The 26,097-nt window shown below is 73.8% G+C and carries 24 protein-coding genes; 14 read left to right on the forward strand and 10 right to left on the reverse strand.

What is annotated here, in order from left to right; genetic code table 11:
- Window positions 1-16: 16 nt before the first annotated feature.
- Entirely contained in the window at window positions 17-988 is a 972-nt protein-coding gene (locus LWC33_RS11690) for an aldo/keto reductase (RefSeq protein WP_233304319.1), read from the reverse strand.
- Between the two features lie 128 nt (window positions 989-1,116).
- On the opposite strand from LWC33_RS11690, the gene LWC33_RS11695 reads away from it, so the two are divergent.
- Window positions 1,117-1,965: a dioxygenase family protein gene (locus tag LWC33_RS11695; protein ID WP_233304320.1), complete on the forward strand. Its 849-nt coding sequence runs from the start codon at window positions 1,117-1,119 to the stop codon at window positions 1,963-1,965.
- 70 nt (window positions 1,966-2,035) lie between these two features.
- Here LWC33_RS11695 and LWC33_RS11700 read toward each other — a convergent pair whose 3' ends face one another.
- Together LWC33_RS11700 and LWC33_RS11705 are read right to left on the reverse strand one after the other, a co-directional pair.
- Window positions 2,036-2,758: a dienelactone hydrolase family protein gene (locus LWC33_RS11700; RefSeq protein ID WP_233304321.1), complete on the reverse strand. Its 723-nt coding sequence runs from the start codon at window positions 2,756-2,758 to the stop codon at window positions 2,036-2,038.
- Window positions 2,759-2,855: 97 nt separating this feature from the next.
- Entirely contained in the window at window positions 2,856-4,322 is a 1,467-nt protein-coding gene (locus tag LWC33_RS11705; RefSeq protein ID WP_233304322.1) for a T6SS phospholipase effector Tle1-like catalytic domain-containing protein, read from the reverse strand.
- Between the two features lie 274 nt (window positions 4,323-4,596).
- On the opposite strand from LWC33_RS11705, the gene LWC33_RS11710 reads away from it, so the two are divergent.
- Window positions 4,597-6,330 (forward strand): ABC transporter ATP-binding protein, encoded by a 1,734-nt coding sequence (locus LWC33_RS11710; protein ID WP_233304323.1) that lies wholly within the window; start codon window positions 4,597-4,599, stop codon window positions 6,328-6,330.
- A 62-nt stretch (window positions 6,331-6,392) separates the two neighbouring features.
- Window positions 6,393-8,327 carry an ABC transporter ATP-binding protein gene (locus tag LWC33_RS11715; RefSeq protein ID WP_233304407.1) on the forward strand — a complete coding sequence of 645 codons (1,935 nt, stop codon included), beginning with the start codon at window positions 6,393-6,395 and terminating at the stop codon, window positions 8,325-8,327.
- Between the two features lie 104 nt (window positions 8,328-8,431).
- Here LWC33_RS11715 and LWC33_RS11720 read toward each other — a convergent pair whose 3' ends face one another.
- Entirely contained in the window at window positions 8,432-9,448 is a 1,017-nt protein-coding gene (locus tag LWC33_RS11720; protein WP_233304324.1) for a Dyp-type peroxidase, read from the reverse strand.
- 195 nt (window positions 9,449-9,643) lie between these two features.
- Here LWC33_RS11720 and LWC33_RS11725 point away from each other — a divergent pair, with 195 nt between their 5' ends.
- Window positions 9,644-10,798 (forward strand): acyl-CoA dehydrogenase family protein, encoded by a 1,155-nt coding sequence (locus LWC33_RS11725; RefSeq protein WP_233304325.1) that lies wholly within the window; start codon window positions 9,644-9,646, stop codon window positions 10,796-10,798.
- A gap of 105 nt (window positions 10,799-10,903) precedes the next feature.
- Here the strand turns inward: LWC33_RS11725 and pruA are convergent, their stop codons facing one another.
- Window positions 10,904-12,529: an L-glutamate gamma-semialdehyde dehydrogenase gene (pruA, locus tag LWC33_RS11730; RefSeq protein ID WP_233304408.1), complete on the reverse strand. Its 1,626-nt coding sequence runs from the start codon at window positions 12,527-12,529 to the stop codon at window positions 10,904-10,906.
- A 37-nt stretch (window positions 12,530-12,566) separates the two neighbouring features.
- A complete protein-coding gene (locus LWC33_RS11735; RefSeq protein WP_233304326.1) occupies window positions 12,567-13,472 on the reverse strand; it encodes a proline dehydrogenase family protein in 906 nt (301 codons plus the stop codon).
- 137 nt (window positions 13,473-13,609) lie between these two features.
- Between LWC33_RS11735 and LWC33_RS35045 the strand changes: the two genes are divergently transcribed.
- The 5 genes from LWC33_RS35045 to LWC33_RS11760 all read left to right on the forward strand — a co-directional run bounded on the left by LWC33_RS35045 (window position 13,610) and on the right by LWC33_RS11760 (window position 18,414).
- Window positions 13,610-14,758: a PucR family transcriptional regulator gene (locus LWC33_RS35045; protein WP_305080859.1), complete on the forward strand. Its 1,149-nt coding sequence runs from the start codon at window positions 13,610-13,612 to the stop codon at window positions 14,756-14,758.
- 126 nt (window positions 14,759-14,884) lie between these two features.
- Window positions 14,885-15,169: an ATP-binding protein gene (locus tag LWC33_RS11745; RefSeq protein ID WP_233304327.1), complete on the forward strand. Its 285-nt coding sequence runs from the start codon at window positions 14,885-14,887 to the stop codon at window positions 15,167-15,169.
- A 139-nt stretch (window positions 15,170-15,308) separates the two neighbouring features.
- Entirely contained in the window at window positions 15,309-16,955 is a 1,647-nt protein-coding gene (locus LWC33_RS11750; protein WP_233304328.1) for a PP2C family protein-serine/threonine phosphatase, read from the forward strand.
- A complete protein-coding gene (locus tag LWC33_RS11755; RefSeq protein WP_233304329.1) occupies window positions 16,952-18,055 on the forward strand; it encodes a cobalamin B12-binding domain-containing protein in 1,104 nt (367 codons plus the stop codon). The genes LWC33_RS11750 and LWC33_RS11755 overlap by 4 nt, the downstream gene beginning before the upstream one ends.
- The gene (locus LWC33_RS11760) at window positions 18,052-18,414 is read left to right on the forward strand and encodes an STAS domain-containing protein (RefSeq protein WP_233304330.1); all 363 of its coding nucleotides are present in this window, start codon (window positions 18,052-18,054) and stop codon (window positions 18,412-18,414) included. The genes LWC33_RS11755 and LWC33_RS11760 overlap by 4 nt, the downstream gene beginning before the upstream one ends.
- A 6-nt stretch (window positions 18,415-18,420) precedes the next feature.
- On the opposite strand, the gene LWC33_RS11765 is transcribed toward LWC33_RS11760, so the two are convergent.
- Window positions 18,421-19,656: a sensor histidine kinase gene (locus LWC33_RS11765; RefSeq protein WP_233304331.1), complete on the reverse strand. Its 1,236-nt coding sequence runs from the start codon at window positions 19,654-19,656 to the stop codon at window positions 18,421-18,423.
- A 54-nt stretch (window positions 19,657-19,710) separates the two neighbouring features.
- On the opposite strand from LWC33_RS11765, the gene LWC33_RS11770 reads away from it, so the two are divergent.
- Window positions 19,711-20,367 (forward strand): response regulator transcription factor, encoded by a 657-nt coding sequence (locus LWC33_RS11770; protein ID WP_233304332.1) that lies wholly within the window; start codon window positions 19,711-19,713, stop codon window positions 20,365-20,367.
- A 92-nt stretch (window positions 20,368-20,459) separates the two neighbouring features.
- Here LWC33_RS11770 and LWC33_RS11775 read toward each other — a convergent pair whose 3' ends face one another.
- Entirely contained in the window at window positions 20,460-21,233 is a 774-nt protein-coding gene (locus tag LWC33_RS11775; protein WP_233304333.1) for a peptidoglycan-binding domain-containing protein, read from the reverse strand.
- Between the two features lie 495 nt (window positions 21,234-21,728).
- Between LWC33_RS11775 and LWC33_RS11780 the strand changes: the two genes are divergently transcribed.
- From LWC33_RS11780 to LWC33_RS11790, 3 genes are read left to right on the forward strand one after another with little or no spacing between them, the layout of a single operon-like run.
- Window positions 21,729-22,130 carry a hypothetical protein gene (locus LWC33_RS11780; protein WP_233304334.1) on the forward strand — a complete coding sequence of 134 codons (402 nt, stop codon included), beginning with the start codon at window positions 21,729-21,731 and terminating at the stop codon, window positions 22,128-22,130.
- Window positions 22,131-22,154: 24 nt separating this feature from the next.
- Window positions 22,155-22,736 carry an RNA polymerase sigma factor gene (locus LWC33_RS11785; RefSeq protein ID WP_233304335.1) on the forward strand — a complete coding sequence of 194 codons (582 nt, stop codon included), beginning with the start codon at window positions 22,155-22,157 and terminating at the stop codon, window positions 22,734-22,736.
- Window positions 22,733-23,374, forward strand: a complete 642-nt coding sequence (locus LWC33_RS11790) for a hypothetical protein (RefSeq protein ID WP_233304336.1) — start codon at window positions 22,733-22,735, stop codon at window positions 23,372-23,374. The genes LWC33_RS11785 and LWC33_RS11790 overlap by 4 nt, the downstream gene beginning before the upstream one ends.
- Window positions 23,375-23,390: 16 nt before the next feature.
- Here the strand turns inward: LWC33_RS11790 and LWC33_RS11795 are convergent, their stop codons facing one another.
- Entirely contained in the window at window positions 23,391-23,672 is a 282-nt protein-coding gene (locus tag LWC33_RS11795; RefSeq protein WP_233304337.1) for a DUF2795 domain-containing protein, read from the reverse strand.
- Window positions 23,673-23,901: 229 nt separating this feature from the next.
- Between LWC33_RS11795 and LWC33_RS11800 the strand changes: the two genes are divergently transcribed.
- Window positions 23,902-24,669: an SDR family NAD(P)-dependent oxidoreductase gene (locus LWC33_RS11800; protein WP_233304338.1), complete on the forward strand. Its 768-nt coding sequence runs from the start codon at window positions 23,902-23,904 to the stop codon at window positions 24,667-24,669.
- A gap of 34 nt (window positions 24,670-24,703) precedes the next feature.
- Here LWC33_RS11800 and LWC33_RS11805 read toward each other — a convergent pair whose 3' ends face one another.
- The gene (locus LWC33_RS11805) at window positions 24,704-26,077 is read right to left on the reverse strand and encodes an NtaA/DmoA family FMN-dependent monooxygenase (RefSeq protein ID WP_233304339.1); all 1,374 of its coding nucleotides are present in this window, start codon (window positions 26,075-26,077) and stop codon (window positions 24,704-24,706) included.
- Between the last annotated feature and the right edge of the window lie 20 nt (window positions 26,078-26,097).

Here is a 26,097-nt window from a genome sequence, read left to right on the forward strand (position 1 = left end):
TCGGCGGCGTGGCGGGTCAGACGAAGCCCGCCACCTCGTGCGGCCGGTACGGCTCCTCGAGGAAGGCGACCTCCTCGGCCGACAGCGTGACGTCGACCGCGGAGAGCGCGTCCTCGAGGTGCTGGCGCTTCGTGGCCCCGACGATCGGTGCCGTCACCGTGGGCTTGCCGAGCAGCCACGCCAGCGAGATCTGCGCGGGCAGCAACCCCCGGCGCTCCGCCAGCTCCAGGACCCGGTCCACGATCTCGCGGTCCTCGTCCCGGTAGAGGCTGCGGCCGAACTCGTCGGTCTCCGTGCGGGCCGTCGTCGAGTCCCACGGCCGGGTCAGCCGCCCGCGCGCCAGCGGGCTCCACGGAATCACCCCGACGCCCTGGTCCGCGCACAGCGGCAGCATCTCCCGCTCCTCCTCGCGGTAGAGGAGGTTGTAGTGGTTCTGCATGGTCGCGAACCGCGTCCAGCCGTGCCTCTCGGCGGTGTGCTGGGCCTTGGCGAACTGCCAGGCCCACATCGACGAGGCGCCGATGTGCAGCACCTTGCCCGCCTTCACGACGTCGTGCAGCGCCTCCATCGTGACCTCGATCGGCGTGTGCGGGTCCCAGCGGTGGATCTGGTAGAGGTCCACGTGGTCCACGCCGAGGCGGCGCAGGCTCGCGTCGAGCTCGCCGACGATCGCCTTGCGCGACAGGCCCTGCCCGTTCGGGCCCGGGCGCATCCGGCCGTTCACCTTGGTGGCCAGCACGATCTCGTCCCGGTGCCCGTACTCGGCCAGGACCTTCCCGAGGATCTCCTCGCTGCCGCCCGCGGAGTACACGTTGGCGGTGTCGACGAAGTTCACGCCGGCCTCGAGCGCGCGCAGGACGACCGGGCGCGCGTCGTCCTCGTCCAGCGTCCAGTCGTGCCGCCCTCGTCCGGGTTCGCCGAAGCTCATCGCCCCCAGGCAGATGCGGGACACGTCCAGGCCGGTCGATCCCAGCTTCACGTACTGCATGCGCTTCTCCTCCCGGGTGTCTTCCCCAGGCCTTCCCGATCTCGGCCTTTGACAGTCGTCCCGGCGCGGCCTATCTTTATTGAGAGTTCAGTTGAACATTGAACGAACTGGGACGAACGGAGTCGGAGATGCCGGTGCACCCCTACGAGACCCACCTCGCCCGGGTCGCGCGGGCGGGCGAGCACGCCGCCTGGACGCCGGCCGACGGGCCGCTGCCCGCCCTCTACCTCAGCCACGGCGCGCCGCCGCTGTTCGAGGACCCGGCGTGGATGGAGGAGCTGTTCACCTGGGCGCGGTCGATGCCGCGGCCGACCGCCGTGCTCATCGTGTCGGCGCACTGGGAGGAGGCGCCGCTGGCGATCTCCAGCAGCGGCGCGCACGTCACGCCGGTCTACGACTTCGGCGGCTTCGACCCGATGTACTACCGGATGCGCTACGACACCCCCGGGGCGGGCGACCTCGCCCGGCGCGTGCTCGGGGCGTTGAGCAGCGAGAACGTCCACGAGACCGGCCGCGGGCTGGACCACGGCGCCTGGGTGCCGCTCAAGGTGATGTACCCGGAGGCGGACATCCCGGTGCTGCAGCTGAGCCTGCCGACCGCGGACCCGACGACGCTGCTCTGCCTCGGTGCGAAGCTGCGGGCGCTGCGCGAGGAGGGCGTGCTGGTGATCGGCTCCGGCTTCACCACCCACGGGCTGCCCTTCCTCACCCGCGAGGCGATCACCGGCGACGCCGCGCCGGGCTGGTCGCGGCAGTTCGACGCCTGGGCCGCGGAGGCCCTGGCCCGCGGCGACGTCGACGAGCTGGCCGCCTACCGGGCCAAGGCGCCCGGCATGCCCTACGCGCACCCCACCGTCGAGCACTTCACCCCGCTGTTCGTGACCCTCGGCGCCTCCGCCGACCCCGAGGCGCCGCGGGAGGCGACGATCGACGGGTTCTGGTGGGGCCTGTCCAAGCGCTCCTTCGCCGCCGCCTGACCCCCGTCCCCGCGAGTCGCGCTCTGGGCTCCTGCGAGTCGGGCTCTGGGCTTCGGCGAGTCGGGCCGGATCAGGCGAGGTGCTGCCGGAAGAAGGCGTCGATGCGCTGCCACGCGTCGGCGGCGCTCTCCGGCTCGGGCCCCAGCCCCGCGACCCGCAGCAGCGGGCGCAGCGGGCGGGGCCCGTTCGCGTGCTCGTTGAGGAACGAGTGGTTGGCGGCGGGGTACTCGGCCACGTCGTGCGGCACGTCGGCGCGGGTCAGGGCCGCCTCCAGCTTCCCGGCGGCGCCCTTGAGCGAGATGTCCCTCGCCCCGTAGCTGGCCACGATCGGGCAGGCACCCGCCACCGCGGCGTCGAGGTCCTTGGGCAGCTGCCCGTAGTTGACCGACGACGCGTCGAACCCGCGCGAGGCCGTGAGCAGCGCGAACCCGCCGCCCATGCAGAAGCCGATCACGCCGACCCTTCCGGTGCACGCGTCCATCGCGGCCAGTTCGGCCCGCGCCGCCTCGATGTCGGCGAACGCGCGACCGGTTCCGGAGGACAGGGCGCGGAAGGTGGCGACGAGGCACTTACGGGCGCCGCCCGCACTGAACAGGTCGGGCGCCAGGGCCAGGTATCCGCGTGCGGCGAGGCGGTCGGCGTGCCCGCGCATCTCGTCGTCGAGCCCGAAGGCCTCGTGCACCACGACCACGCCCGGCCAGGGGCCCTCGCCCTCCGGTGTGGCGAGGTATCCGCGGAGGGTGGGGGAGCCGCCGGTCGCGGCGGCCCGGGCGGTGAGGTCGACGTCGGTCACGGGGACGCACCGTAGCGTGGTGCGCCCGTCCGGCTGCGGAGGGAGCACACGGATTGCCCCTCGTCGAAGGAGCCTCGGCTTCGGGGCCGATGGGGTCTCAGGAGAGGCGCTCCACCTGCACCGTGACCGCCCCGGAGTTGTTGCCGTAGCAGCCCAGGGCGTCGTTCGGGTAGGCGTAGAGGTAGCCCTCGGCCGGGACCTCGGCCGTCGTCCCGGCCCCGATCGCGAACACCGTGTCGTCGCCGTCCGGGGTGGGCGCGTCGGCGACCGAGCCGATCAGGCACATCCACGGCAGGTCGTCGTGCCGGCGGGTGAAGGCGAGCTCCGCCCGCTCGTCGCGGACCACCCGGCGCAGGCCCCGCTCCAGCGCGGAGAACACCCCGCCGAGCGGGCCCGAGCGGCCCGGCCCGCCCTCCGGCCCGCAGGAGCGTCCCGCGCTGGACCAGCGCCCCTGCGCGGAGAACCGGTACTCGCCCTTCTCCAGCCAGAGGCCGGTCGCGGTCCACGCCCGGTCTGCAGGGACGGTGAACGTGACCGACTGGCCCGCGGCCGGCGTCGTCGTGGTGCGGTAACCCTGCGCCACCTGGCGCTGCAGGGCGACGTCCGAGACGGCGGGCTCGGGTCGGGCCGCGTCGACCCGGGGGACGGTCCGCGGGCGCGGCTGGAAGGCGATCTCCAGGGCCGCGCCGACCAGCCCGTCGGCCATGGTGTGCGAGGGCGCGGTCGCCGACGGGGCGAACCCGGCCACCGCCTGCAGGTCGAAGGTCAGGTGCGTGGCCGCGGCCGCCATCCAGGCCAGCGCGGTGTCGCTGAGCCCCTTCTCCCGGTGCCCGCCGCCGACGTCGCCGTGGTCGCCGGGGAACCAGACCTGCGTCATGTCCTGCCCGGGCGCGGGCGGGTCCCAGAGCGTGGGGCGGAACGGGCCGCGCAGCTCGTCGAGCGACACGGCGTGCCGGGCGACCGGGATCCGGGGGTCCAGCGTGACGTCCAGGAACTGGTAGTGCTCCCGGGAGTGCAGCAGGTCGGGCACCCCCACGTACCCCGGGATGCCGAGCGCGCCGACGGTGTCCCAGACGCCGACGAACTCGATCGGCGACGTCGGCTCGTCGGCCTCGTAGGCCAGGACGAGCCCGGTGCTCCAATCGGGGTCGTCCGGGTGCTGCCGCAGGTCGCGGTAGCGGCGGTAGGCGCGCCGGACGGCGTCCTCGCGGGCGGCCGGGTCGAGCCCCGTGCCGTCGACGATGCCGACCCGGCCGACCATCCCGCCGAGGCTGCGCGCGGTGTACGCACCGCGGCTGAAGCCGAACAACGAGATCCGGTCACCGGGGCGGTAGGTGTCGACCAGGAAGCGGTACCCCTCCGTGATCGACCGGTCCAGCCCGGCCCCGGTCAGCCCGGCGCGCAGGTTGCCGAGCGGATTCAGCGCCGACGTGCCCACGCCCGGCACGTACTTCGCCGGTGGCGACCCCGGATCCGCGCGGTGGGCCCGGTGCAGCCGGGCCACGTTGCTGTCCGCGGCGGTGTTCTGCCAGGTGCCGTCGCAGCACACCACGAGCCGACGCATCCGACCTCCCGATCACCGCTCGCCCGCTGACCACTGCACCGTCGAGGGTGCGCCCGGGCAGGCGCCCGGACCAGTGCGACAAGTACGTAGTTGCGGCGACCACGTGATCCGATCTCCGCCGTCGGCGAAATCCGGTCGGCACGCCCCGCCGGACGGACTAGCGTTGCGCGGCGCGACGATCGCCCGCCGGAACCGTCGGACCCCGCGGCTATCGTCGGCTTCCCACCACACGTCCGCCCGCGGCGGGCCTCTCACGACAGGGGTGTGTCGACGCATGTTGCTGCGCCTGCTGCGGCGGTACCTGCAACCCTTCCGCAGACCGCTCGCCCTCGTCGTCGTCCTGCAGCTGATCGGGACGATGGCGGCGCTGTACCTGCCCAGCCTGAACGCGGACATCATCGACCGCGGGATCGCGCGCGGCGACACCGGCTTCATCCTCGGCACCGGCGGCTGGATGCTCGTGGTCTCGCTGGTCCAGGTCGTCTGCTCGATCGCCGCGGTCTGGTTCGGCTCCCGGACGGCGATGGGCTTCGGGCGGGACGTGCGGGCGGCCGTGTTCCACCGCGTCGGCGAGTTCTCCGTGCGCGAGGTGAACCGCTTCGGGGCGCCGTCGCTGATCACCCGCAGCACGAACGACGTGCAGCAGGTCCAGATGCTGGTGCTGATGAGCTGCACCATGCTCGTGTCGGCGCCGATCATGTGCGTCGGTGGCGTGGTCATGGCGCTGCAGGAGGACGTCGGGCTGTCCTGGCTGGTCGCGGTGTCGGTGCCCGTGCTGGCGCTGAGCATCGGCGCCGTCGTCGTGCGGATGGTGCCGAAGTTCCGGCTCCTGCAGACGCGGATCGACGCCGTCAACCGCGTGCTCCGCGAACAGATCACCGGCATCCGCGTGGTGCGCGCCTTCGTGCGCGAGCCGCACGAGCGGACCCGGTTCGACGTGGTCAACCGCGAGGTCACGGAGGTGGCCACGGCGGCGGGGCGGCTGCAGGCGCTGATCTTCCCGATCGTCATGCTGGTACTCAACGTCTCCAGCGTGGCGGTGCTGTGGTTCGGCGCCGTCCGGGTCGACGCGGGGGAGATGCAGATCGGCGCCCTCACCGCTTTCCTGGCCTACCTGCTGCAGATCCTCATGGCCGTCATGATGGCCACCTTCATGGCGATCATGGTCCCGCGCGCCGCGGTGTGCGCCGAGCGGATCACCGAGGTGCTCGACACGGAGTCGTCCGTGTCCCCGCCGCGGGAGCCCGTCGTGCCGGCTGCGGTCGAGGGCGTGCTGGAGTTCCGCGACGCCACCTTCCGGTACCCCGGGGCCGTCGCGCCGGTGCTCCGCGGGATCACCCTCACGGTCCGGCCGGGGGAGACCACGGCGATCATCGGTAGCACCGGCGCGGGCAAGACCACGCTGCTCTCGCTCGTGCCGCGCCTGTTCGACGTCACCGAGGGCGCGGTGCTGGTCGACGGGGTCGACGTCCGCGACCTCGACCCCGAGGAGCTGTGGCGGCGGATCGGACTGGTGCCGCAGAAGCCGTACCTGTTCTCCGGCACGGTCGCGAGCAACCTGCGCTACGGCGATCCAGCCGCCACCGACGCGCAGCTGTGGGAGGCCCTGCGGATCGCCCAGGCGGAGGACTTCGTGCGTGCGATGCCGGAGGGCCTGGACTCGCCGATCTCCCAGGGCGGCACCACCGTCTCGGGCGGGCAGCGGCAGCGGCTCGCCATCGCCCGGGCGCTGGTCAAGCGGCCCGCGATCTACCTGTTCGACGACTCGTTCTCCGCGCTCGACCTCGCCACGGACGCCCGGCTGCGGGCCGCCCTGGCGCCGGTCACCGCCACCGCGACCGTGGTGGTCGTGGCCCAGCGGGTGTCCACGGTGGCCGGCGCGGACCGGATCGTCGTGCTCGACGACGGCGTGGTCGTCGGCGTCGGCCGGCACGAGGAGCTCCTGGCGGACTGCCCGACCTACGCCGAGATCGTCGAGTCCCAGCACGCCGTCGAGGAGGCCGCGTGACCACGACCGCCCCCGGCGGCCGCCCCCGGCAGGACGCCGACACCGTCTCCGCCGCGCGCGGCATGGCCGCTCAGCGTCGTGGCGGCGGGCCGCCGTGGGGCGGCATCGGCCAGCCCACCGAGAAGGCCGCGACCTTCGGGCCGTCGGCGAAGCGGCTGATCGGCCGGCTCGCGCCGGAGCGGCTGGGCGTCTCGGTCGTCGTCGTGCTCGGCGTGATCAGCGTGGCGCTCAACGTCGTCGGCCCCCGGATCCTCGGGCACGCCACGGACGTGATCTTCGCCGGCGTGATCGGGTCGCAGCTGCCCGCCGGGCTCACCGCGGCCGAGGCCGCCGCGGAGGCGCGGGCCGCGGGCAACGACACCGTCGCCACCCTGATCGAGAGCCAGGGCGTGGTGCCGGGGCTGGGGATCGACTTCCGCGCGCTCGGCCTCGTGCTGCTCGGGGTCATCGCGATCTACCTGGCGGCCTCGGTGTTCTCCTACGCGCAGGGCTACCTGCTCAACGGGATCGTCCAGCGCACCGTGTACCAGCTGCGTCGCGAGGTGGAGGAGAAGATCCACCGGCTGCCGCTGCGGTACTTCGACGGCCGGCAGCGCGGCGAGGTGCTCAGCCGCGTCACGAACGACATCGACAACGTCCAGCAGTCGCTGCAGCAGACGCTGAGCCAGCTGCTGACCTCGCTGCTCACGATCGTCGGCGTGCTGGCGATGATGCTCGTGATCTCGCCGCTGCTCGCCCTGGTCGCGCTGGTCACGGTGCCGGTGTCGATCGGGCTGACCCGGGCCATCGGGCGGCGCTCGCAGAAGCAGTTCGTGGCCCAGTGGCGCAACACCGGCATCCTCAACGGGCACATCGAGGAGGCCTTCACCGGGCACGAGCTGGTGCGGGTGTTCGGCCGGCGGGCCGAGGTCGAGGAGCAGTTCCGGGAGAAGAACGCGAACCTCTTCGGCGCGAGCTTCCGGGCCCAGTTCATCTCCGGGATCATCATGCCGTCGATGATGTTCGTCGGGAACCTGAACTACGTGCTCGTGGCCGTGATCGGCGGCCTGCGGGTGGCCTCGGGCACGCTCACGCTGGGCGACGTCCAGGCGTTCGTCCAGTACTCGCGGCAGTTCACCCAGCCGCTGACCCAGGCCGCGTCCATGGCGAACCTGCTGCAGTCCGGGGTGGCGTCGGCCGAGCGGGTGTTCGAGCTGCTCGACGCCGAGGAGCAGACCCCGGACCCGGCGGTCCCGGAGGTGCGAACCGAGCGCCGCGGGCGCGTCGCGTTCGAGCACGTGTCGTTCCGGTACGAGCCCGAACGCCCGCTGATCACGGACCTCTCGCTGGTCGCCGAGCCCGGCCAGACCGTCGCGATCGTCGGGCCGACCGGCGCGGGCAAGACCACGCTGGTCAACCTGGTGCTGCGGTTCTACGAGCTCGACGGCGGCCGGATCACGCTCGACGGCGTGGACATCGCCCGGATGACCCGCTCCGACCTGCGCTCGGGCGTCGGCATGGTCCTGCAGGACACATGGCTCTTCCACGGCACGATCCGGGACAACATCGCCTACGGTCGGCCCGACGCCTCGGAGGAGGAGATCCTCGCGGCGGCCCGCGCCACCTACGTCGACCGGTTCGTCCGGAGCCTGCCCGCCGGCTACGACACGGTGATCGACGAGGAGGGCACCGGCGTCAGCGCGGGGGAGAAGCAGCTGATCACGATCGCGCGGGCTTTCCTCGCCGACCCTTCGCTGCTGATCCTCGACGAGGCCACCAGCTCGGTCGACACCCGCACCGAGCTGCTGGTGCAACGGGCCATGGCCGCGCTGCGGGCCGAACGCACCAGCTTCGTGATCGCCCACCGGCTCTCCACGATCCGCGACGCCGACCTGATCCTGGTCATGGAGGAGGGCTCGATCGTGGAGCAGGGCACGCACGAGGAGCTGCTCGCGGCCGGTGGCGCCTACCACCGGCTCTACCAGGCCCAGTTCGCCGGGGCGACCGCGCCCGAGTGAGCCGGGCGGTACGGCAGGGCTGTTCGATCATGGTCGGACAGCCCTGGGGTCCCACTCAGCGGGGGACGCGCAGGCGCCCCTCAGCGCAGGACGCGCAGGCGCGCTCAGCGCGGGACGCGCAGGCCGCCGATGCCGAGGTCCACGCGCGCGGCCGGCGGATCGGACGGCGCGGCCGCGCCGGGGTTCGCCGCCTGCGGCAGGGGTGGCGGGTCGTCGAGGAGGTCGACGGTGGGCGCGAAGAACAGCCCGCCGGTCACCGCGTGCGACACCTCGAGGATGCGGTCGGACCTCCCGGGCGGCTCGCCGACCACCATCCGCGTGAGCATCAGCTCGGTGACCCCGGGATCCTTCGCGTAGCCGGCGAAGAAGGTGCCGTACTCGCCGCCGGCGATCGAGCCGAAGGGCATGTTGTCGCGCAGGATCTCGCGCTCCGTGCCGTCCGGGTCCTCGATCGTCGTGAGGGCCACGTGGGAGTCGGCGGGCTTGGTGGCGTCGTCGAGCTCGACGTCGTCGAGCATCCGGCGGCCGATGGTCAGCTCCCGGTCCTCGACGGTCATCGCGTTCCAGGCGTCGAGGTCGTGCAGGTACTTCTGCACCATCAGGTACGAGCCGCCGGTGAAGTCGGGGTCCTCGTCGCCGACCAGCACGGCGACGGCGGCGCCCGGGCCCGTCGGGTTCTCGGTGCCGTCGACGAAGCCCAGCAGGTCACGGCGGTCGAAGTAGCGGAAGCCCTGCACCTCGTCGACCACGCGCGCCGCCGGGCCGAACGCCGCGACGATCCGCCGGGCCAGCTCGAAGCACGGGTAGGTGCGGCGGGCCCGGATGTGCAGGAACAGGTCGCCGGGCGTGGCCGGGGCGTGGTGCCGCTCGCCGGTGACCTCGCGGAACGGGTGCAGGTGCGCGGGCCGGGGCCCGGCGAAGAGGCGGTCCCAGGCCGCGGACCCGATGCCGAGCACGCAGGTCAGGCCCTCCTCGGGCATCCGGAACCCGACGGAGCGGATCATGCCGCCGACGTCGGGCAGCAGGTCGTGCACCGTGGCCTCGCCGCCCGGCTCGACCATGAGCGTGAGGAACACGGCGCTCTCGGTCAGCGGGGCGAGGACCGCCTGGGGTTCGGGCACGGGCACCTCCGGTCGGTGGGCTGGCGCCATGATCGCGGGTGCCCGGCGCGCGGTCGAGGCCCGACCGGCTCAGCGGGTGCGGGCGGGCGTCGACCGGGGCAGGGTGGACGGTCTCACACCGGAGCGGGCTGGCCGGGGCGCGACGGCAAGTTCTATATTCTGCAGAATCCTGAGAGGCGCGACGAGGGGTCCAGCATGAGCACGTTGAGCACCGAGGAGCGGGCGGTCGTCGAGACGGTCCGGGACTGGGTCGACCGCGAGGTCAAGCCGGTCGTCCGGGACCTCGAGCACGCGAACGAGTACCCCGAGAAGCTCATCGAGCAGATGAAGGAGCTCGGGATCTACGGGCTCGCCATCCCGGAACCCTGGGGCGAGGCCCCGGTCTCGATGCCCTGCTACGCGCTGGTCACCGCGGAGCTGGCCCGGGGCTGGATGTCGCTCGCGGGCGCGATGGGTGGGCACACCGTCGTCGCGAAGCTGCTGCTGGCGTTCGGCACGCAGGAGCAGAAGGACCGCTACCTACCGCGGATGGCGACCGGGGAGCTGCGCGCGACGATGGCGCTCACCGAGCCCGGCGGCGGGTCGGACCTGCAGAACATGGCCACCCAGGCCCGGCTGGACGGAGACGAGTACGTGGTCAACGGGTCCAAGACCTGGATCTCCAACGCTCGCCGGTCGGGTCTGATCGCGCTGCTGTGCAAGACCGACCCGAAGGCCGAGCCCAAGCACCGCGGCATCTCGGTGCTGCTGGTCGAGCACGGACCCGGGCTGACGGTGTCCAAGGACCTCAAGAAGCTGGGCTACAAGGGCGTCGAGGCCTGCGAGCTGATCTTCGACGACATGCGCGTGCCGGCCGACGCGGTGCTCGGCGGGGTCCCCGGTAAGGGGTTCGCGCAGATGATGAAGGGGCTGGAGACCGGCCGGATCCAGGTCGCCTCGCGCGCGCTCGGGGTCGGGCAGGCGGCGTTCGACGACGCCCTGCGCTACGCCCAGGAGCGGGAGAGCTTCGGCAAGCCGATCTGGCAGCACCAGTCGATCGGCAACTACCTGGCCGAGATGGGCACCAAGCTGACCGCCGCCCGCCAGCTGATCCTGTTCGCGGCGGAGAAGTTCGACGCCGGCGAGCGCTGTGACATGGAGGCGGGCATGGCGAAGCTGTTCACCTCCGAGATCGCCATGGAGGTCGCGCTCAACGCCGTCCGGATCCACGGCGGCTACGGCTACTCCACCGAGTTCGACGTCGAGCGCTACTTCCGCGACGCCCCGCTGATGATCGTCGGCGAGGGCACCAACGAGATCCAGCGCAACGTCATCGCCGCCCAGCTGGTCAAGCGCGGCGGCCTCGGCTGATCGCGTTATGGAACCATAATGCGAATTCCGAGCCGTTCTGAGCGCATCATGGTTCCACAACGCGAGATTCCGACCGCTCCGAGCGCGTCATGGTTCCATAACGCGTCACTGCATGTGCGGGTAGGTGTGGTCCGTGGGCGGGACGAGGGTCTCCTTGATCGCCCGGGGGCTGGTCCAGCGCTGGACGTTGAGCAGCGAGCCCGCCTTGTCGTTGGTGCCCGATCCCCGGCTGCCACCGAAGGGCTGGCGGGAGACGATCGAGCCGGTGGGCCGGTCGTTGACGTAGAAGTTGCCGGCGGCGTGCCGCAGCACCCGGTGCGCCTCGTCGATCGCGGAACGCTCGGTGGCGAAGACCGCCCCGGTCAGGGCGTAGGCACTGGTGCGGTCCACGAGCTCCAACGTCGGTAGCCACTCCGCGTCGTCGTAGACGTGCAGGGCGAGGACGGGGCCGAAGTACTCGGTGCCGAACGCCTCGTCGCCGGGGTCGGTCCCGACCAGCACGGTCGGGTCGACGAACCAGCCCTCGGCGGCGTCGCTGCCCCCGCCGACCAGGACGTCGAGCGAGGCGGTGTTCTTCGCGCGGTCCAGCGCGGCGCGTACCCGGCCGAAGGCGCGGGCGTCGATCAGGGCGCCGCCGAAGTTCCGCAGGTCGGCGACGTCGCCGTAGGTCAGTGAGCCGGTGACGTCGGCGAGCTCCTCGCGCAGCGCCGGCCACAACGAGCGGGGCACGTACGCCCGCGAGGCCGCCGAGCACTTCTGGCCCTGGTACTCGAACGCGCCGCGGACCAGCGCGGTCGTCAGCGGCGCCGGATCGGCCGACGGGTGCACGACCACGAAGTCCTTGCCGCCGGTCTCTCCGACGATCCGCGGGTAGCTGCGGTAGCGGTCGAGGTTGTCGGCGAGCGTGCGCCACAGGGTCTTGAAGGTCGCGGTGGAGCCGGTGAAGTGCAGGCCCGCGAACCCGGGGTCGGTGAGCGCGACGCGGGAGACGGCCAGCCCGTCGCCGGTCACCAGGTTGATCACCCCGGGCGGCAGTCCGGCGGCCTCGAGCAGCCGCATCGTGTACTCGGCGGCGAGCTGCTGGGTCGGCGTGGGCTTCCAGACGACCGTGTTGCCCATCAGCGCGGGCACGGTCGGGAGGTTGCCGGCGATGGCCGTGAAGTTGAAGGGGGTGATCGCCACGACGAACCCGTCGAGCGGGCGGTGGTCCATCCGGTTCCACTCGCCGGGCACGCTGCGGGGCTGCTCGGCCAGCACACGGCGCGCGTAGTGGACGTTGAACCGGAGGAAGTCGATCAGCTCGCAGGCGGCGTCGATCTCGGCCTGCTGCACGGACTTGGACTGCCCGAGCATGGTGGCGGCGTTGAGCGTGTCCCGCCACGGCCCGGCGAGCAGGTCGGCGGCGCGCAGCAGGACCGCGGCGCGCTCGTCGAAGGGCAGGGCGGCCCAGTCGGGCGCGGCGGCCTTCGCGGCGGCGACCGCCTCGGCCACGTCGGCGTCGGTGGCGTTTGCCGACACCCCGACGACGGACCGGTGCCGGTGCGGCTCGACGACGTCGAACCGCTCGCCGGAGGCCATCCGGCGCTTCCCGCCGACGGTCATCGGCAGCTCCGGCCGCTGCCCGCGCAGCTCGGCGAGCCGGGCCTCGAGGGACGCGCGTTCGGCGGTGCCGGGGGCGTAGGTGCGGACCGGCTCGTTGACCGGCTCGGGCACGACGGTGATCGCATCCATGATCGACTCCACCATGATCAACTCCTCGGGCGACGGATCAGCGGGTGACGAGGGCGCGGAGCAGGAAGCCCAGGTTCGCGGGGCGCTCGGCGAGGCGGCGGGCGAAGTAGCCGTACCAGTCCGCGCCGTAGGGGACGTAGACGCGCATCCGGTGCCCGGTGGCCGCGAGCCGGTGCTGCTCGGGGACCCGGATGCCGTAGAGCATCTGGAACTCGAAGGTCGCGGGGTCGCGGCCGATCCCCTCGGCGAGCGCGATCAGGTGCGGGTCGTGGGTCGCGATCATCGGGTGGCCCGACCCGGCCATGAGGATGCGCAGGCAGCGCTCGTACGACGCGTCGACCTCGGCCTTCGCCGCGTAGGCGACGGCCGTGGGCTCGGCGTAGGCGCCCTTGACCAGGCGCACCCGCGAGCCCTCCCGGGCGAGGTCGGCGCAGTCGGTCTCCGTGCGCCGCAGTGCGGCCTGGACGACGGCCCCCACCCAGGGATGCTCGGCGCGCAGCTTGGCCACCGTCTCCAGCGTGGTGTCGACGGTCGTGTGGTCCTCCATGTCGACGGTGACCGTGGTGCCGGCGCGATCGGCGGCGGCGCAGATGGCGGCGGCGTTGTCCAGGGCCAGGGTGCCGGGCAGGGCCCCGCCCAGGGCCGAGAGTTTGACCGACACCTCGGCTCGGTCCGCGAGGCCGTGCGCGGCCAGGCCGTCGAGGGCGGCGACGTAGGCGTCGCGGATCGCGACGGCCCGGGCCGCGTCGGTGGTGTCCTCGCCGAGGTGGTCGAGGGTGACGAGCAGGCCGTCGCCCGTGAGGTCGGAGGTGGTGGCGAGGGCGGCGTCGAGCGTGTCGCCCGCGACGAAACGCTCGACGACCCGGCGCGCGGCGGGCGCCCCGGTCACGAGGCGGCGCACGCCGGGGCGGCGGCTGACGGCGAGGACGGACGCGCTGAACACGGCAGGTCTCCCTTCCGGCCTCCGGCGCGCCGGGCGGACCGACGGGCGCCGGTGTGCAGTCACGGTAGGGACTTCCGGCTCCGCCGCCCATGGACGGATGTCCGACGTTCTGGCCCGATCCCTCATACACTTGTCCGATGGAGCTGCAGGAGCTCGTCGACGAGGTCTCCCGCGTCCTGGGCGAGCCCGTCGTCCTGGAGGACCGGGACTTCAACCTCGTCTGCTACGGCGCGCACCCGGACGAGCTGGATCCCGTGCGGCAGCGGTCGATCCTGCACCGTCGCTCCGCGCCCGAGGTGCAGGACTGGTTCGAGCGCTTCGGCATCGCGACCAGCGAACGGCCGGTGCACACGCCCGCGGACCCGGGCTTCGGCGTCGTCGCGCGCGTCTGCCTGCCGGCGCGGTGGAACGGCGTGACCTACGGCTACGTCTGGGTGCTCGACGGCGCGGGTCGCCTCGCCGGGCCCGAGGCCGACGAGCGGCTCCACCGGGTCATGCGGCACGCGGCCCGCGCCGGGACGATCATGGCCGGCCAGGCGCGCACCCGGGAGCACCTCGCCGAGCGGGCCCACGACCTGCTGGCCGGCGACCCGGCGACCGCGGAGATCGCGGCCGCCGAGATCGACCGGCTGGGTGCGCTGGCGCGCGACGTCCCGGTCCGCGCGATCGCCCTGCACCTCGCCCGGGGCGGCCCGGTGCCCCCGCTCAACCTGTGGCGGCTGCCGCGCGCGGCCGTCGCGACCGCCGCCGACGATCCCGCCGACCCGACCGTGCTGCTGCTGACGCCCTCGGCCGACGCGGACCACCTCGCCGAGGCCGCGCGCCGGCTCTACGCCGACCGGCTCGACCGCGTCGATCCCGCCCGGCTGGTCGCCGGGATCGGCGGGGCGCTGGCAGACCTCGTCGGCCTGCGGGACAGCGTCCACGAGGCGCGGCTCGCCGCCCGGGTGGCCCACGAGGTGCCCCGGCTGCGCCCGGTCGCGCGGTGGGACGACCTCGGCCCGTACCGGCTGCTCGCCTGCGGTCCGCGCCCGGCGCTGCGCGAGGGCGCGATCGACGCCGCGGTGCGCCCGCTCTTCGACCACCCGGTGCTCGCCGAGACGGCGGCGACCTATCTGGACCTCGCCGGCAACGCGCAGCGGACCGCCGAGGCGCTCGCCGTGCACCGGCAGACGCTCTACTACCGATTGGGCCGGATCGCGCAGCTCACCGGCCTGGACCTGGCCGACGGGCGGGACCGGCTCACCCTCCACCTGGCCCTCACCTTCCGGCCGCTGGTGGGGTGAACGATCCCCGCCGCGGCGCTGGTCGACGCCGCACGCACACGGACGGGTGGTCGCCGGACGACGCGGGCCTGGACGTCGTCCGGATCGGGAACCTCGGCCCCGCGAGGCGTTAGCGCCCGCGCCCGGGTGTACGAGTACCCGGACGTCGCCCTCGTCGTCAACGAGCTCGTCGCCAACGCCGTCGAGCACGCGAAGACGACGTTCACGCTCACCGTGACGCTCGACCGGAACGGCCTCCGGATCGCCGTCGGCGACCGTTCGCCGCTCGCGCCCGTCCTCCGGCCGCACGATCCCGGCGCCGCGCGGGGCCGTGGCCTGCAGCTCGTGGACTCGCTGGCCGAGGAGTGGGCGGTGGTCGACCGCGGCGAGGGCAAGCTCGTGTGGGCTCGGGTGGCGGTCCGCCGGGCCTGATCCGGGGAATTCCCGGCCGCCCGTCGCCGTTGCACGGGGATCGTGCCCTTTGGACAGCGCCATCGGCGTGCGCGACACTGATCGGACCCGATCGGAACGGGATGAGGTGAGAAGGGGTCGCCGCGGCGCCCCCGTATCCGTGACAGAGCCCGAGCACGCCCCTCGCGGGTCGGTCCTCGAGATCGACGCGCGGATCGACACCGCGCCGTATCCGGCCGTGGTCGCGGACGCTGCCGGGATCGTCCAGGCCCTCAACCGGGCCGCGCGCACCCTGCTGCCCGGTGTGCGCCTCGGCGAGACCCTCACCGCGTCCGCTCCCGCATGGCTGGCGGAGTCCCACGCGCGGCTCGCCGTTGCCGCCGGCCCGGGACCCACGGCGCAGGGCTGGGTCGACCGCCGCAGCCTCGAGGGCCACCCCGTCCGGCACGACGACGGCACCGTCACCTGGTGGCTCGTCGACGACACCGACACCCGCCTCGCGCGCGAGGCGCTGCGCTCCGAACAGGCCCGCACCGCGTTCCTCACCGAGGTCTCCACCGCGCTGCTCGGGTCGCTGAACCTGCAGCGCTGCATGGAGATCACCGTCGGCCTGGCGATCCAGCACCTCTGCGACGCCGCGATGGTGATCGCCCCGGCGGCCCGCGGCGGCCGGTACCCGACGGTGAGCGGCGTCCGCGGCTCCGAGGTCGTGCACGACGTGCTCGACGTCGACGTCGAGGAGGTCCCGGGTCTCCCCGAGGCGTTGCAGGGCTTCCCGCCGGTGCCCTCCCGGTGGCTCGACCCGATGTCGTTGCCGGACTGGCTCCGGCCGGCGGGCTTCGGCGAGGTCGGCTCGATCGTCGTCACCCCGCTGCCCGGACACGGCGTGCCGGCGGGCGCGCTGATCCTGGTGCGCGGCGCGGGCGCGGGGGAGTTCACCGAGGACGAGGAGGTCGTCGCACGGCTGTTCGCCACCCGTGCCGGCGTCGCGATGTCCGCGGCCCGCATGTACGACCAGCAGGCGTCGATCACCGAGACGCTCATGCGGGACCTGCTGCCGCCCCCGGTGCACCAGCTCAGCGGTGTGGAGTTCGCTGCCCGCTACCGCGCGTCGCAGGACGGCGAGCGGGTCGGCGGGGACTTCTACGACGTGCACCCGGCGAGCCGGGAGGACGAGGAGTCGCTGGTCGTGCTCGGCGACGTCTGCGGCAAGGGGCTCGACGCCGCCGTCCTCACGGGCAAGATCCGCAGCACGCTCCACGCGCTGCTCCCACTGGCCGGCGACCACCTGCGCATGCTGAAGCTGCTCAACGGCGCGCTGCTGAACATCCACGACGCGCGGTTCGCCACGCTCGTGCTCGCGTCCGTCGCCCGTGCCGGCGCCGGCGTGCGGCTGCGCCTGACCTGCGGCGGCCATCCGGCGCCGCTGGTCGTGCGGGGCGACGGGAGCGTCGAGGAGGCCCCCACGCGGGGCACCCTCATCGGCGCGATGCCGCAGGTCAGGGCGACCACGGCCGAACTGACCCTCGGCCCCGGCGAGACGTGCCTGATGTACACGGACGGCATCACCGAGGCGAAGGGCGGTCCCTTCGGCGACGAGCTGTTCGGCGAGCGGCGCCTGCACCGGGTGCTCGGCGAGTGCGCCGGGATGCCCGCGGAGGCCGTCGTGGAGCGGGTGCAGATGCTGGCGTCGCAGTGGCTGGGCCGCGGCGCGCACGACGACATGGCCGTACTGGCGATCACGGCCCCCCGCGGTCAACACCTCACCGCGGTCGGGGGGCACGGACGAGGCAGGTACACCGCATGACCGATCCGACGACCCGTACCCCGACCGGGCCCGAGGAGTCCCTCCCGCAGCACCCCCTCCAGCAGTACCGCGACGCGTTGTGGGCCTCCGCGATCGCCGGCGACGAGTACGGGGCCACCGACGCGGTGCTCGGCGCGCTCGAGGCCGGCGTCGACCCCGAAGCCGTCCTGCTCGACGTCGTGGGGGCCGTGCAGCGCAAGGTCGGCCTCGAGTGGGCCGCCAACCGGATCAGCGTCGCGCAGGAGCACACCGCGACGGCCATCGACGAGCGCGTGATCGGGGCGATCGGGCACCGGGTGCGCACCGAGCCGCACCGTGCACGCATCGCCGTGGCCTGCGTCGACGGAGAGTGGCACGCCCTGCCCGCCCGGCTGCTCTCCGAGGTGCTGCGGCTGCGCGGGTTCCGGGTCGACTACCTCGGCGCGCAGGTGCCCGCGCCGCACCTGGTGGAGCACCTGCACCGCACCGCGCCCGAGGTCGTCGCCATCTCGGGTTCGATCGCGACCCGGCTGCCCACCGCGCACGCCACCATCACCGCCTGCCGCGCCACCGGCGTCCCCGTGATCGCCGGCGGGGCCGCCTTCGGCCCGGACGGCCGTTTCGCCCGGCTCCTCGGGGCCGAGGCCTGGGCGCCCGACGCCCGCGCCGCCGCCGACCGGCTCGCCGCGGGCCCGCTGCCCCGGCCGGAGAACAGCACACAGGCCATCGACGACCTGCCGCACCTCGCGGACCAGGAGTACACGATGGTCACGCGGACCGCACCGCAGCTGGTCAAGGCGATGTACACGGGCCTGGAGCTGCGGCTGCCGGTGATGGAACGCTACACCGACCAGCAGCGCCAGCACACGGCCGAGGACCTCGACCACATCGTGCAGTTCCTGGCGACCTCGCTCTACACGGGCGACGACGAGCTGTTCGGGCACTTCCTCCGCTGGACCGCGGACATCCTGGAGGCCCGGTCGGTGCCGGCGGCCTTCCTGGTGCCCGCCCTGGAGCTGCTCGGCGAGGAGCTGCGGGACTTCCCGCGGGCCACGGCCCTGCTGGAGGGTGCCCGGGCGGAGCTCTCGGCCGCCCTCGCCGGTACGAAGGAGTCCGCGTGACGGCGGGACAACGGCTCACCTGCACCTGGGCGGTCGCCGGGCGGCGGACCGGCCGGCTCACGATCGTCGGCGATCTCGACAACGACCACGCCGACGAGATCAACCGCGTGCTCGTCGAGGGCCTGGCGGCGCACCCCGGGCTGCGCGCGGTGCACCTGGACTGCGCCGAGGTCGCCTTCTGCGACTCCTACGGTCTCGCCGCGCTGCTCATGGCGCACCGGCACATCCGCGACGCGGGGGCGCGGCTGCACCTGGACAACCTCCAGCCCGGCCTCACCCGCCTGCTCGAGCTCACCCGCACCCTGGAGTTCCTCACCGCCGAGGCCGCGCCCTCGCGGGCGGAGAAGTTCGACACCTGACTCCGGTCAGACCGGCTCCGCCGGCACCTCCACCGTGACGACCGTGCCCGAGGAGGTGCCCGGGGCGAGCGTCAGGCGGCCTCCCGCGGCCTCGATCCGCACCGCGTGCGAGGCCAGGCCGATGTGGCCGCCGCCCGGGTCGGCGGCGTCGGGGCCGATACCCGCGCCGTCGTCGGCCACGACCATCCGGGCGCGGCCGTCGGCGAAGGTCAGGGTGACGTCCGCGGTGCGGGCGCGGGCGTGCTCGGCGACGTTGGCCAGCAGCTCCCGGGCGGTGCGATGGAGCAGGGGATCGGCGGTGGTGCGCAGGTCGGCGGGCCAGCCGTCGGCCCGGACGTCGGCGGTGAACCCGCCGCGCGCGGCGGCGGTCGTGGCGAGCTCGCGCACCGCCGCCGGCAGCCCGGCCTTGGCCAGGACCGCCGGGTGCAGCTCGGCGACCGTGGAGCGCAGCAGCCGGGAGGTCTCGGTGAGCGCGCGCTCGAGCCGCTCGAACGCCTCCGGGTCGCCGGAGTCGCGGGCGTCGTCGAGGTCCATGCGCGCGGCCAGGACGTACTGGAGCGCACCGTCGTGCAGGTGCTCGGAGAGCGAGCTGCGTTCCCGCTGCTCGAGGTCGCCGAGCTCGCCGAGCAGCTCGCCGCGGGTCTGCACGAGCCGCCCGATCTGGGCGACCCGGGACCGCTCGATCCGGGAGATCCCGACGCAGCCGGCGGCCACCCCGGCCGCGATGGCCGTGCGCAGCAGCAGCGAGCTCCACGGCTCCTCGTTGGCCCCCATCGTCGCGATCCCGGCGACCAGGTAGACGAGGACCGTGGGGATCACGACCACCGCACACGCCCGCGGGCGCAGCTGGGTCGCGGCCAGCACCGGCAGCAGGAGGAACCCGGTCGTCACGACGTCGGAGGTCCAGCTCTCCGGGGTCGAGACGCCCGTGAGCAGGGTGAGCACGCCGAGGACCACGAGGTCGCCCAGCAGCGCGACCCAGGCGAGCCGGACCGGCCATTCGCCGCCGCGGTACACCCAGGTGGCGACCGCGAGCGCGAACACCGCGTAGCAGGCGGCGATCACTGCGCACGCCACGACGTCGTGCGCGGGGGGCACGAACGCCACCGTCAGCGCCACGAAGGCGACCAGCACCCAGCGCAGGGCGACCTGCAGCCGGACGCCGCGGCGGGCGTGCTCGACGGTCACCGCCAGCACCGCGGGACCCCCGGGTGGGGCGGGTGCGCCGGTCGGAGTGCTCATCCATCCGCCCTTCGGTCGTGGTGTCGGCATCCTGACCCTCCCTATGCTTCACCCGTGACCGCCGGCCGAGGGGGCGACGCGCGCATCCGCGTGCTGGTCGCCGACGACCATCCGTTCTTCCGCGACGGCGTGGCGCGCGGACTCGTGCAGAGCGGCCGGATCGAGGTCGTCGGCGAGGCGGGCGACGGGCGCGAGGCGCTCGAGGTGATCCGCACCGAGTCCCCGGCCGTCGCGCTGGTGGACTACGAGATGCCCGACATCGACGGGCTCGGGGTCGTCCGCGCCGTCGTCCGGGACGGGCTGCCGACGCGGATCCTGCTGCTCTCCGCCCACACCGAGAGCGCCGTGGTCTACCAGGCGCTGCAGGAGGGGGCGGCCGGCTACCTGGCCAAGGACGCCCGCCGGGCGGAGATCGTGCAGGCGGTGCTCGACGTCGCCCACGGCCGCACCGTGGTGCCGCCCGAGCTGGCGGCCGGGCTGGCCGGCGAGATCCGGATGCGGGCGGCGTCGGACGGGCCGGTGCTCAGCGAGCGGGAGCGGGAGGTGCTGGCGGCGTTCGCGCGCGGGCTGTCCATCCCGCAGGTGGCGAAAGAGCTGGTCATCGGGGTCAGCACGGTCAAGACCCACACCCAGCGGCTCTACGAGAAGCTCGGCGTCTCGGACCGGGCGGCCGCGGTCGCCGTCGCGATGCGGCGGGGGCTGGTGGAGTAGGCGCGGCCGGCCGGGCACGTGCCCGGATCGGCCCGGCTCGCGGCGACGGGCCCGCGCGGGGCGGGCCGTCGGCGGTCGTCGGGCGGTCGGCCTCACATGCCCGGCATCCCTGCCATCCGACCGCTGCTCCCGGTCGAGCCGGTGCCTCCCATCTGGTTGCCGTTCATCTGGCTGCCACTGTTCATCGAGCTGCCGCCGTTCATCTGGCTGTTCCCGGTCGCCAGCATCTTCGTGAGCGCGGCCTGGGTGGCGGCGTCCATCTTCCCGGTCTGCGGGAGCCCGGCGTCGCGCTGCAGGTAGGTGATCGCCTGCGTGGTCTGCTTGTTCATCACGCCGGTGACGGGGCCCTCGTAGTAGTTCAACTGGCCGAGCTCGTTCTGCAGGGTCTCGATCGCGGCCGAGGGCGTCGGCGGTGCCGGCGGGGTGACGTGCCCGCCGCTCGACGAGCCGCCGTTCGCGGTGCCGCTGCCCGCGGTCCCGCTCGTCGGGTCGGCGGGCATGACGGTCGCGTGGTGCACCGGCGCCGTGGCGACCGGGGCGGAGGCGTCCGGCGCAGGGGCCGGGGAGCCGGGGCCGTAGCCGAGCCCGAAGACCAGTCCGGTGGCGATCCCGGCCGCCACGACCAGGGCGCCGACGGTCAGCGCGACGGTGCGCCCGGTGTGCTTCTCCGCGCCGGCCGGGCGGGCACCCGTCGCGTAGGCGTCGTGGGCCCGGGCCCAGTCGTAGAGGGCGGGCGAGTACGGGGCGTCGGAGAACCGGGGGTCGACGAACGGGTTCTCGCCCGACGGGGCGCCGTGGCCCCCGCGCCCGCGGGAGTCGCGCGGGTCCTGCGGGGTCGGGGAGGGGACGGTGTCGGTGGTGCTCATCGGATTCTCCTTCCGAGGTGGTCCGGGGCGTTTCGCCCCGTTGCCGAGGACTCTCCTGCGGAAGGGGGTCCGCCACCGTCGGCCCGGCGGCCGATGGGGAGGCGGACGTCGCTGTCGGGTGATCGGGGGACAAGGCAGTCATCCGGTGTTGACGAGAGCGCCGGACGGCCTACAACGAACACACCCACGTCTTGGTCCGTCGGCTCCTCCTGCCCCCGCTGTTCTGGCACGTGCTCGGGGCGTTGATCGGGCTCGCCTGCCTGTGGATCGGTGGCGGCTACCTCGTCACACGGTGAGCCCACGGTCCGGAGGGTCGATGGTCGACCGGAGTCGAGGACTCCGGGGGTCGTCGGACGGAGACTTCGGTCCCTTCTCCGCGGCCGGGTGCGCGAGCACGGTCACGGGACGGTCACGATCGGGGGCGGTCGCCATCCCGCCCGGCCGTTCTGCCGTATCCACCGAAGCCGGGGAGGTCCGGCCGACGAGAGGAGCCCCATGACCCGCTTGCATGCCGCGACCGCCACCTCGACGGCGGCCGTGACCCTGCTGCGCGTCCTGGCCGCGCTGTCCGTGCTGATGATCGTCGTCCAGGGGGTGACGGCAGGCGCGATCATCTCCCGCGACCGCAGTGCCTTGATGCTGCACTACGGCGGCGCGATCGTGGTGCACGTGCTCACCGGCCTCACCGCGATCGCGGCGATCCTGGTCGTGCGCGGCCGCGGCGGCCCGTGGTGGCCGGCCATCGTCGCCTCCGCCCTGTTCCTGGTGACGTTCCTCCAGGCCGGTCTGGGCGACGCGGGCGTGATGACCGTGCACGTGCCCCTGGCCATGGTTTGCCTGGTGGGGGCGGTGTCCGTGCTGATGTGGTCGCTGGTCGCGGGGCGAGCCCGGGCCTGAGCGCCGGTTTCGGAGGGGGTCCGGATGGCCTGGCGGGCGCGACCGGTCGACGGGTTCCCCGACGACCTGCTGCTCGCCGGCCTGGCCTCGGGCGACGCCGAACTGTCGGTGGCCTTCGTCCGGCGCTTCCAGAGCCGGGTCTTCGGGGTCGCGATGAGCGTGCTGGGCGGCGACGCGCGCCAGGCCGAGGACGTCGCGCAGCAGGCCTTCGAGCGGGCCTGGCGGCACGCCGCGGTGTTCGACCCGCGCCGCGGTTCGGTGACGACCTGGCTGACCGCGATCACCCATCACCTCGCGATCGACGCGGTGCGGGCCCGGCGGGCCGCCCCCGTCGACCCGATGGATTTGGAGGAGATCCTCGGCGCCGCCCCGGACGGCCCGGAGCGGGCCACCCTTGCAGCCGAGTCCGCCGCGGAGCTGCGGGCCGCGATCCGCGCGCTGCCCGCCGAGCAGGGCCGCGCCCTGGCGCTCGCGGCCTTCCGGGGGCTGACGGCCCGCGAGATCGCCGAGAGCGAGGGCATCCCGCTCGGCACGGCGAAGACCCGCATCCGGACGGCCATGCTGCGGCTGGCGGCGGCCCTCGAACCCAAGTGGGACCCGTCGTGACCGGCCCGGACTGCACCCGGTGCCGCGGCTACGCCCCCGAGCTCGCCCTCGGCCTGCTCGGCGGGCACGAGCGCGCGGAGGCGCTCGCCCACCTGGAGCGGTGCCCGCCGTGCCGCGACGAGGTCTCCCGGCTCGTGGGCCTGCACGACCGGCTTCGGGCGCTCGTCCCGCCCGTCGAGCCGCCGGCCGGGTTCGAGGAGCGGGTCCTGCGCCGCATCGGCCCGGTGCGGCCCCGCCCGCGGCTGCCCGGCTGGGGGCGGGTCGCCGCGGCGGCCGTGCTGGTCGTGGCCGCCTTCGCCGGCGGCTGGCTCACCGGCACGACGACCGCGACGACGGCGCCGAGCGCGCCCATGGTCGCCGCCCCGCTGCTGATGGGTGACCGGCACGTGGGCGACGTCCTGGTCAGCCGGGCCCGGCCGGACTTCCTGTCGGTCTACCTGGACGTGGAGCAGCCGGGCCGACTGACCTGCGATCTCCTCCGGAAGGACGGCACGGTGGCCGCCACCGCCGTCTACGACGCCTCGGGCGACGGCACGGAGTGGTGGGGCGTGGAGAGCCCCACCGACGCCGTCGCGAGCGTCCGGATCGCCGACGCGGCGGGCGGGGTGGTCGCGTCGGGGGAGGTGCCGCGGCCCTGACCCGGTCCGACTCCGATCAGGACCGGTCGACGTGCCCGGGCCGCGGCACGGCCACCCGCGTCACGCCGTCCAGCACCGTGTCGAGGACGGTGTCGAGATCGGGGTAGGTGCGGTAGGGCAGGCGGGCGAGGCGGTAGGCCGTCACCCGGTCGGCGCCCCGGGCGGCGGCCCCGGCGATGATCTCCCAGCGCTCCGCCGGGTAGCGGACGTCGCACAGCACGTCGACGAGCCGTTCGTGCAGGGAGCGCGCGTCCCGTGGCGCAGGGCGGGCCGCGCGTGCCTCGGACGGTTCCGGCATCCTGGCGGCCTCCCGTCGACCCGGGGCCGCAGGTGGGTGTCCGGTGGACGGCGGCGGCCCGTCGACGCTGCAAGTTACGGAGTGGCCGGGCCGCCCGGCAAGGGCCGGAAGGGGCCCGGACCTCGGGTGGCGTCGGATGACCCGCCTCACCTGAACGAACGTTTGACAAGATCGCGGGCGGCGGCCTAGCGTCGATCCGCCCCGTCGTCGACGCCCGTGAGGTGTGCCCGTGTCCCGTGAGCTCGAGGGGCAGGTCGCCCTCGTCACCGGTGCGACGTCCGGTCTCGGCCGGCGCTTCGCCGAGGTCCTGGCCGGTGCCGGCGCCGTCGTGGCCGCCGCCGGTCGCCGCGTCGAGCGGCTGGAGCAGCTGGCCAAGGAGATCGAGGCCGGCGGCGGCCGGTGCCTGCCCGTACCGCTGGACGTGTCGAACGCCGAGGAGATCCCCGCGGCGGTCGACCGCGTGGAGGCCGAGCTCGGCACGGTCACGACCCTGGTGAACAACGCCGGTGTCCCCGACGCCAAGCGGGCGCACCGGATGCCGCTCGAGGTCGTCGACGCCGTGCTCGACACGAACGTCCGCGGCCCCTGGCTGCTCGCCACCGAGGTCGGCCGCCGGCTGATCGCCGCCGAGCAGCCGGGCCGGATCGTCAACGTCTCGTCGATGGGCTCCTTCGACTACAAGCCGACCGGCGCCGCGGCCCTCTACTCGGTGAGCAAGGCGGCCGTGAACCGGATGACCGAGGTGCTCGCCGTCGAGTGGGCCCGGTACCGGATCAACGTCAACGCGATCGCCCCCGGCGCCTTCCTCACCGAGATGATGGAGGGCATGATCGAGCGCCTGCACACGGACGCCGAGGGCCTCGCGGACCCGTTCCCGCGCAAGCGCCTCGGGCTCCCGGAGCAGCTGGACAGCACCTTGCTGTACCTGTGCTCGCCGGCGTCGGAGCTCGTCACCGGCACGGTGATCAAGGTCGACGACGGCCAGCACGGGCGCTGACCCGGCGCCCGGCCCGACACCGCGGCCCGACACCTCAGCCCGACACCGCGGTCCCGAGGTCACCGGCCGCGGTGGTCGGGGCCGGCTTCAGGCCGAGGTGCTCGCGCAGCGTGCTGCCCTCGTACTCGGTCCGGAACACGCCCCGCTCCTGGAGCAGGGGCACCACGGTGTCGGCGAAGTCGTCGAGCCCGCCGGGCGTGATGTGCGGGACCAGCACGAAGCCGTCCGAGGCGTCGGCCTGCACGAACTCGTCGAGCAGCTCGGCGACCCGGCCCGGGGTGCCGATGAAGTTCTGCCGGCCGGTCACCTCGATGATCACCTCGCGGGTGCTCAGGTGCTTGGCCTCGGCGAGCTCGCGCCACTCGTTGGCGGTCCTGATCGGGTCCCGGTACATCCGCACGCTCGCGCGGCCGCGGGAGATGGTGTTCTCGCCGACGACCGGGTCGACGGTGGGCAGCGGGCCGTCCGGGTCGTGGTCGGACAGGTCCCGGTTCCACAGCTGCTCGAGGAACTTGATCGCGGTCGCCGGGCTGACCTGCTGGTACCGGACGTGCCGGGCCTTCTCCTGCGCCTCGGCCTCGGTGTCACCCAGCACGAACGTGGCCGCGGGCATGATCTTGAGGTCCTCGGGGGAGCGCCCGTACTTCGCCAGCCGGCCCTTGACGTCGGCGTAGAAGGCCTGGCCCGCCTCGAGCGTGCCGTGCCGGGTGAAGATCGCGTCGGCGCCGGAGGCGGCGAACTCCCGGCCCTCCTCGGAGTCCCCGGCCTGCAGGACGACCGGGCGGCCCTGCGGGCTGCGCGGGACCGGGAACCGGCCGTGGATGTCGAACTGGTCCGAGCGGATCGCGAAGTCGCCGGCCGGGCGCCAGAACTCGCCGGACTCCTTGTCCGCCACGATCTCGTCGCCCCGCCAGGAGTCGAACAGCTCCCACGTGGCGGCGAGGAACTCCTTGGCGCGCAGGTACCGCTTGTCCTGGGGCAGGAAGCCGGCGCGGCGGAAGTTCTCGCCGGTGAACTCGTCCCAGGAGGTGACGACGTTCCACGCGGCACGGCCGGCGGAGAGGTGGTCCAGGGAGGCGAACTGGCGGGCGACCTCGTAGGGCTCGTTGAAGGTCGAGTTGATCGTCCCGGCCAGCCCGAGCCGGTCGGTGACGGCGGCGAGTGCGGCCAGGATCGTGAACGTGTCCGGCCGCCCGACGACGTCGAGGTCGTAGATCAGGCCGTGCTGCTCGCGCAACCGCAGTCCCTCGGCGAGGAAGAGGAAGTCGAACTTGGCCCGCTCCGCCGTCCGGGCGAAGTGGACGAACGAGTCGAACTCGATGTGGCTGCCCGCCTCCGGGTCGCTCCACACGGTGGTGTTGTTGACGCCGGGAAAGTGCGCGGCGAGGTGGATCTGCTTGCGCGGCATGCGATGTCCTCCCGGGCCGG

This window comes from Pseudonocardia terrae (genome assembly GCF_021343995.1).
Taxonomy (GTDB): Bacteria; Actinomycetota; Actinomycetes; order Mycobacteriales; family Pseudonocardiaceae; genus Pseudonocardia; species Pseudonocardia terrae.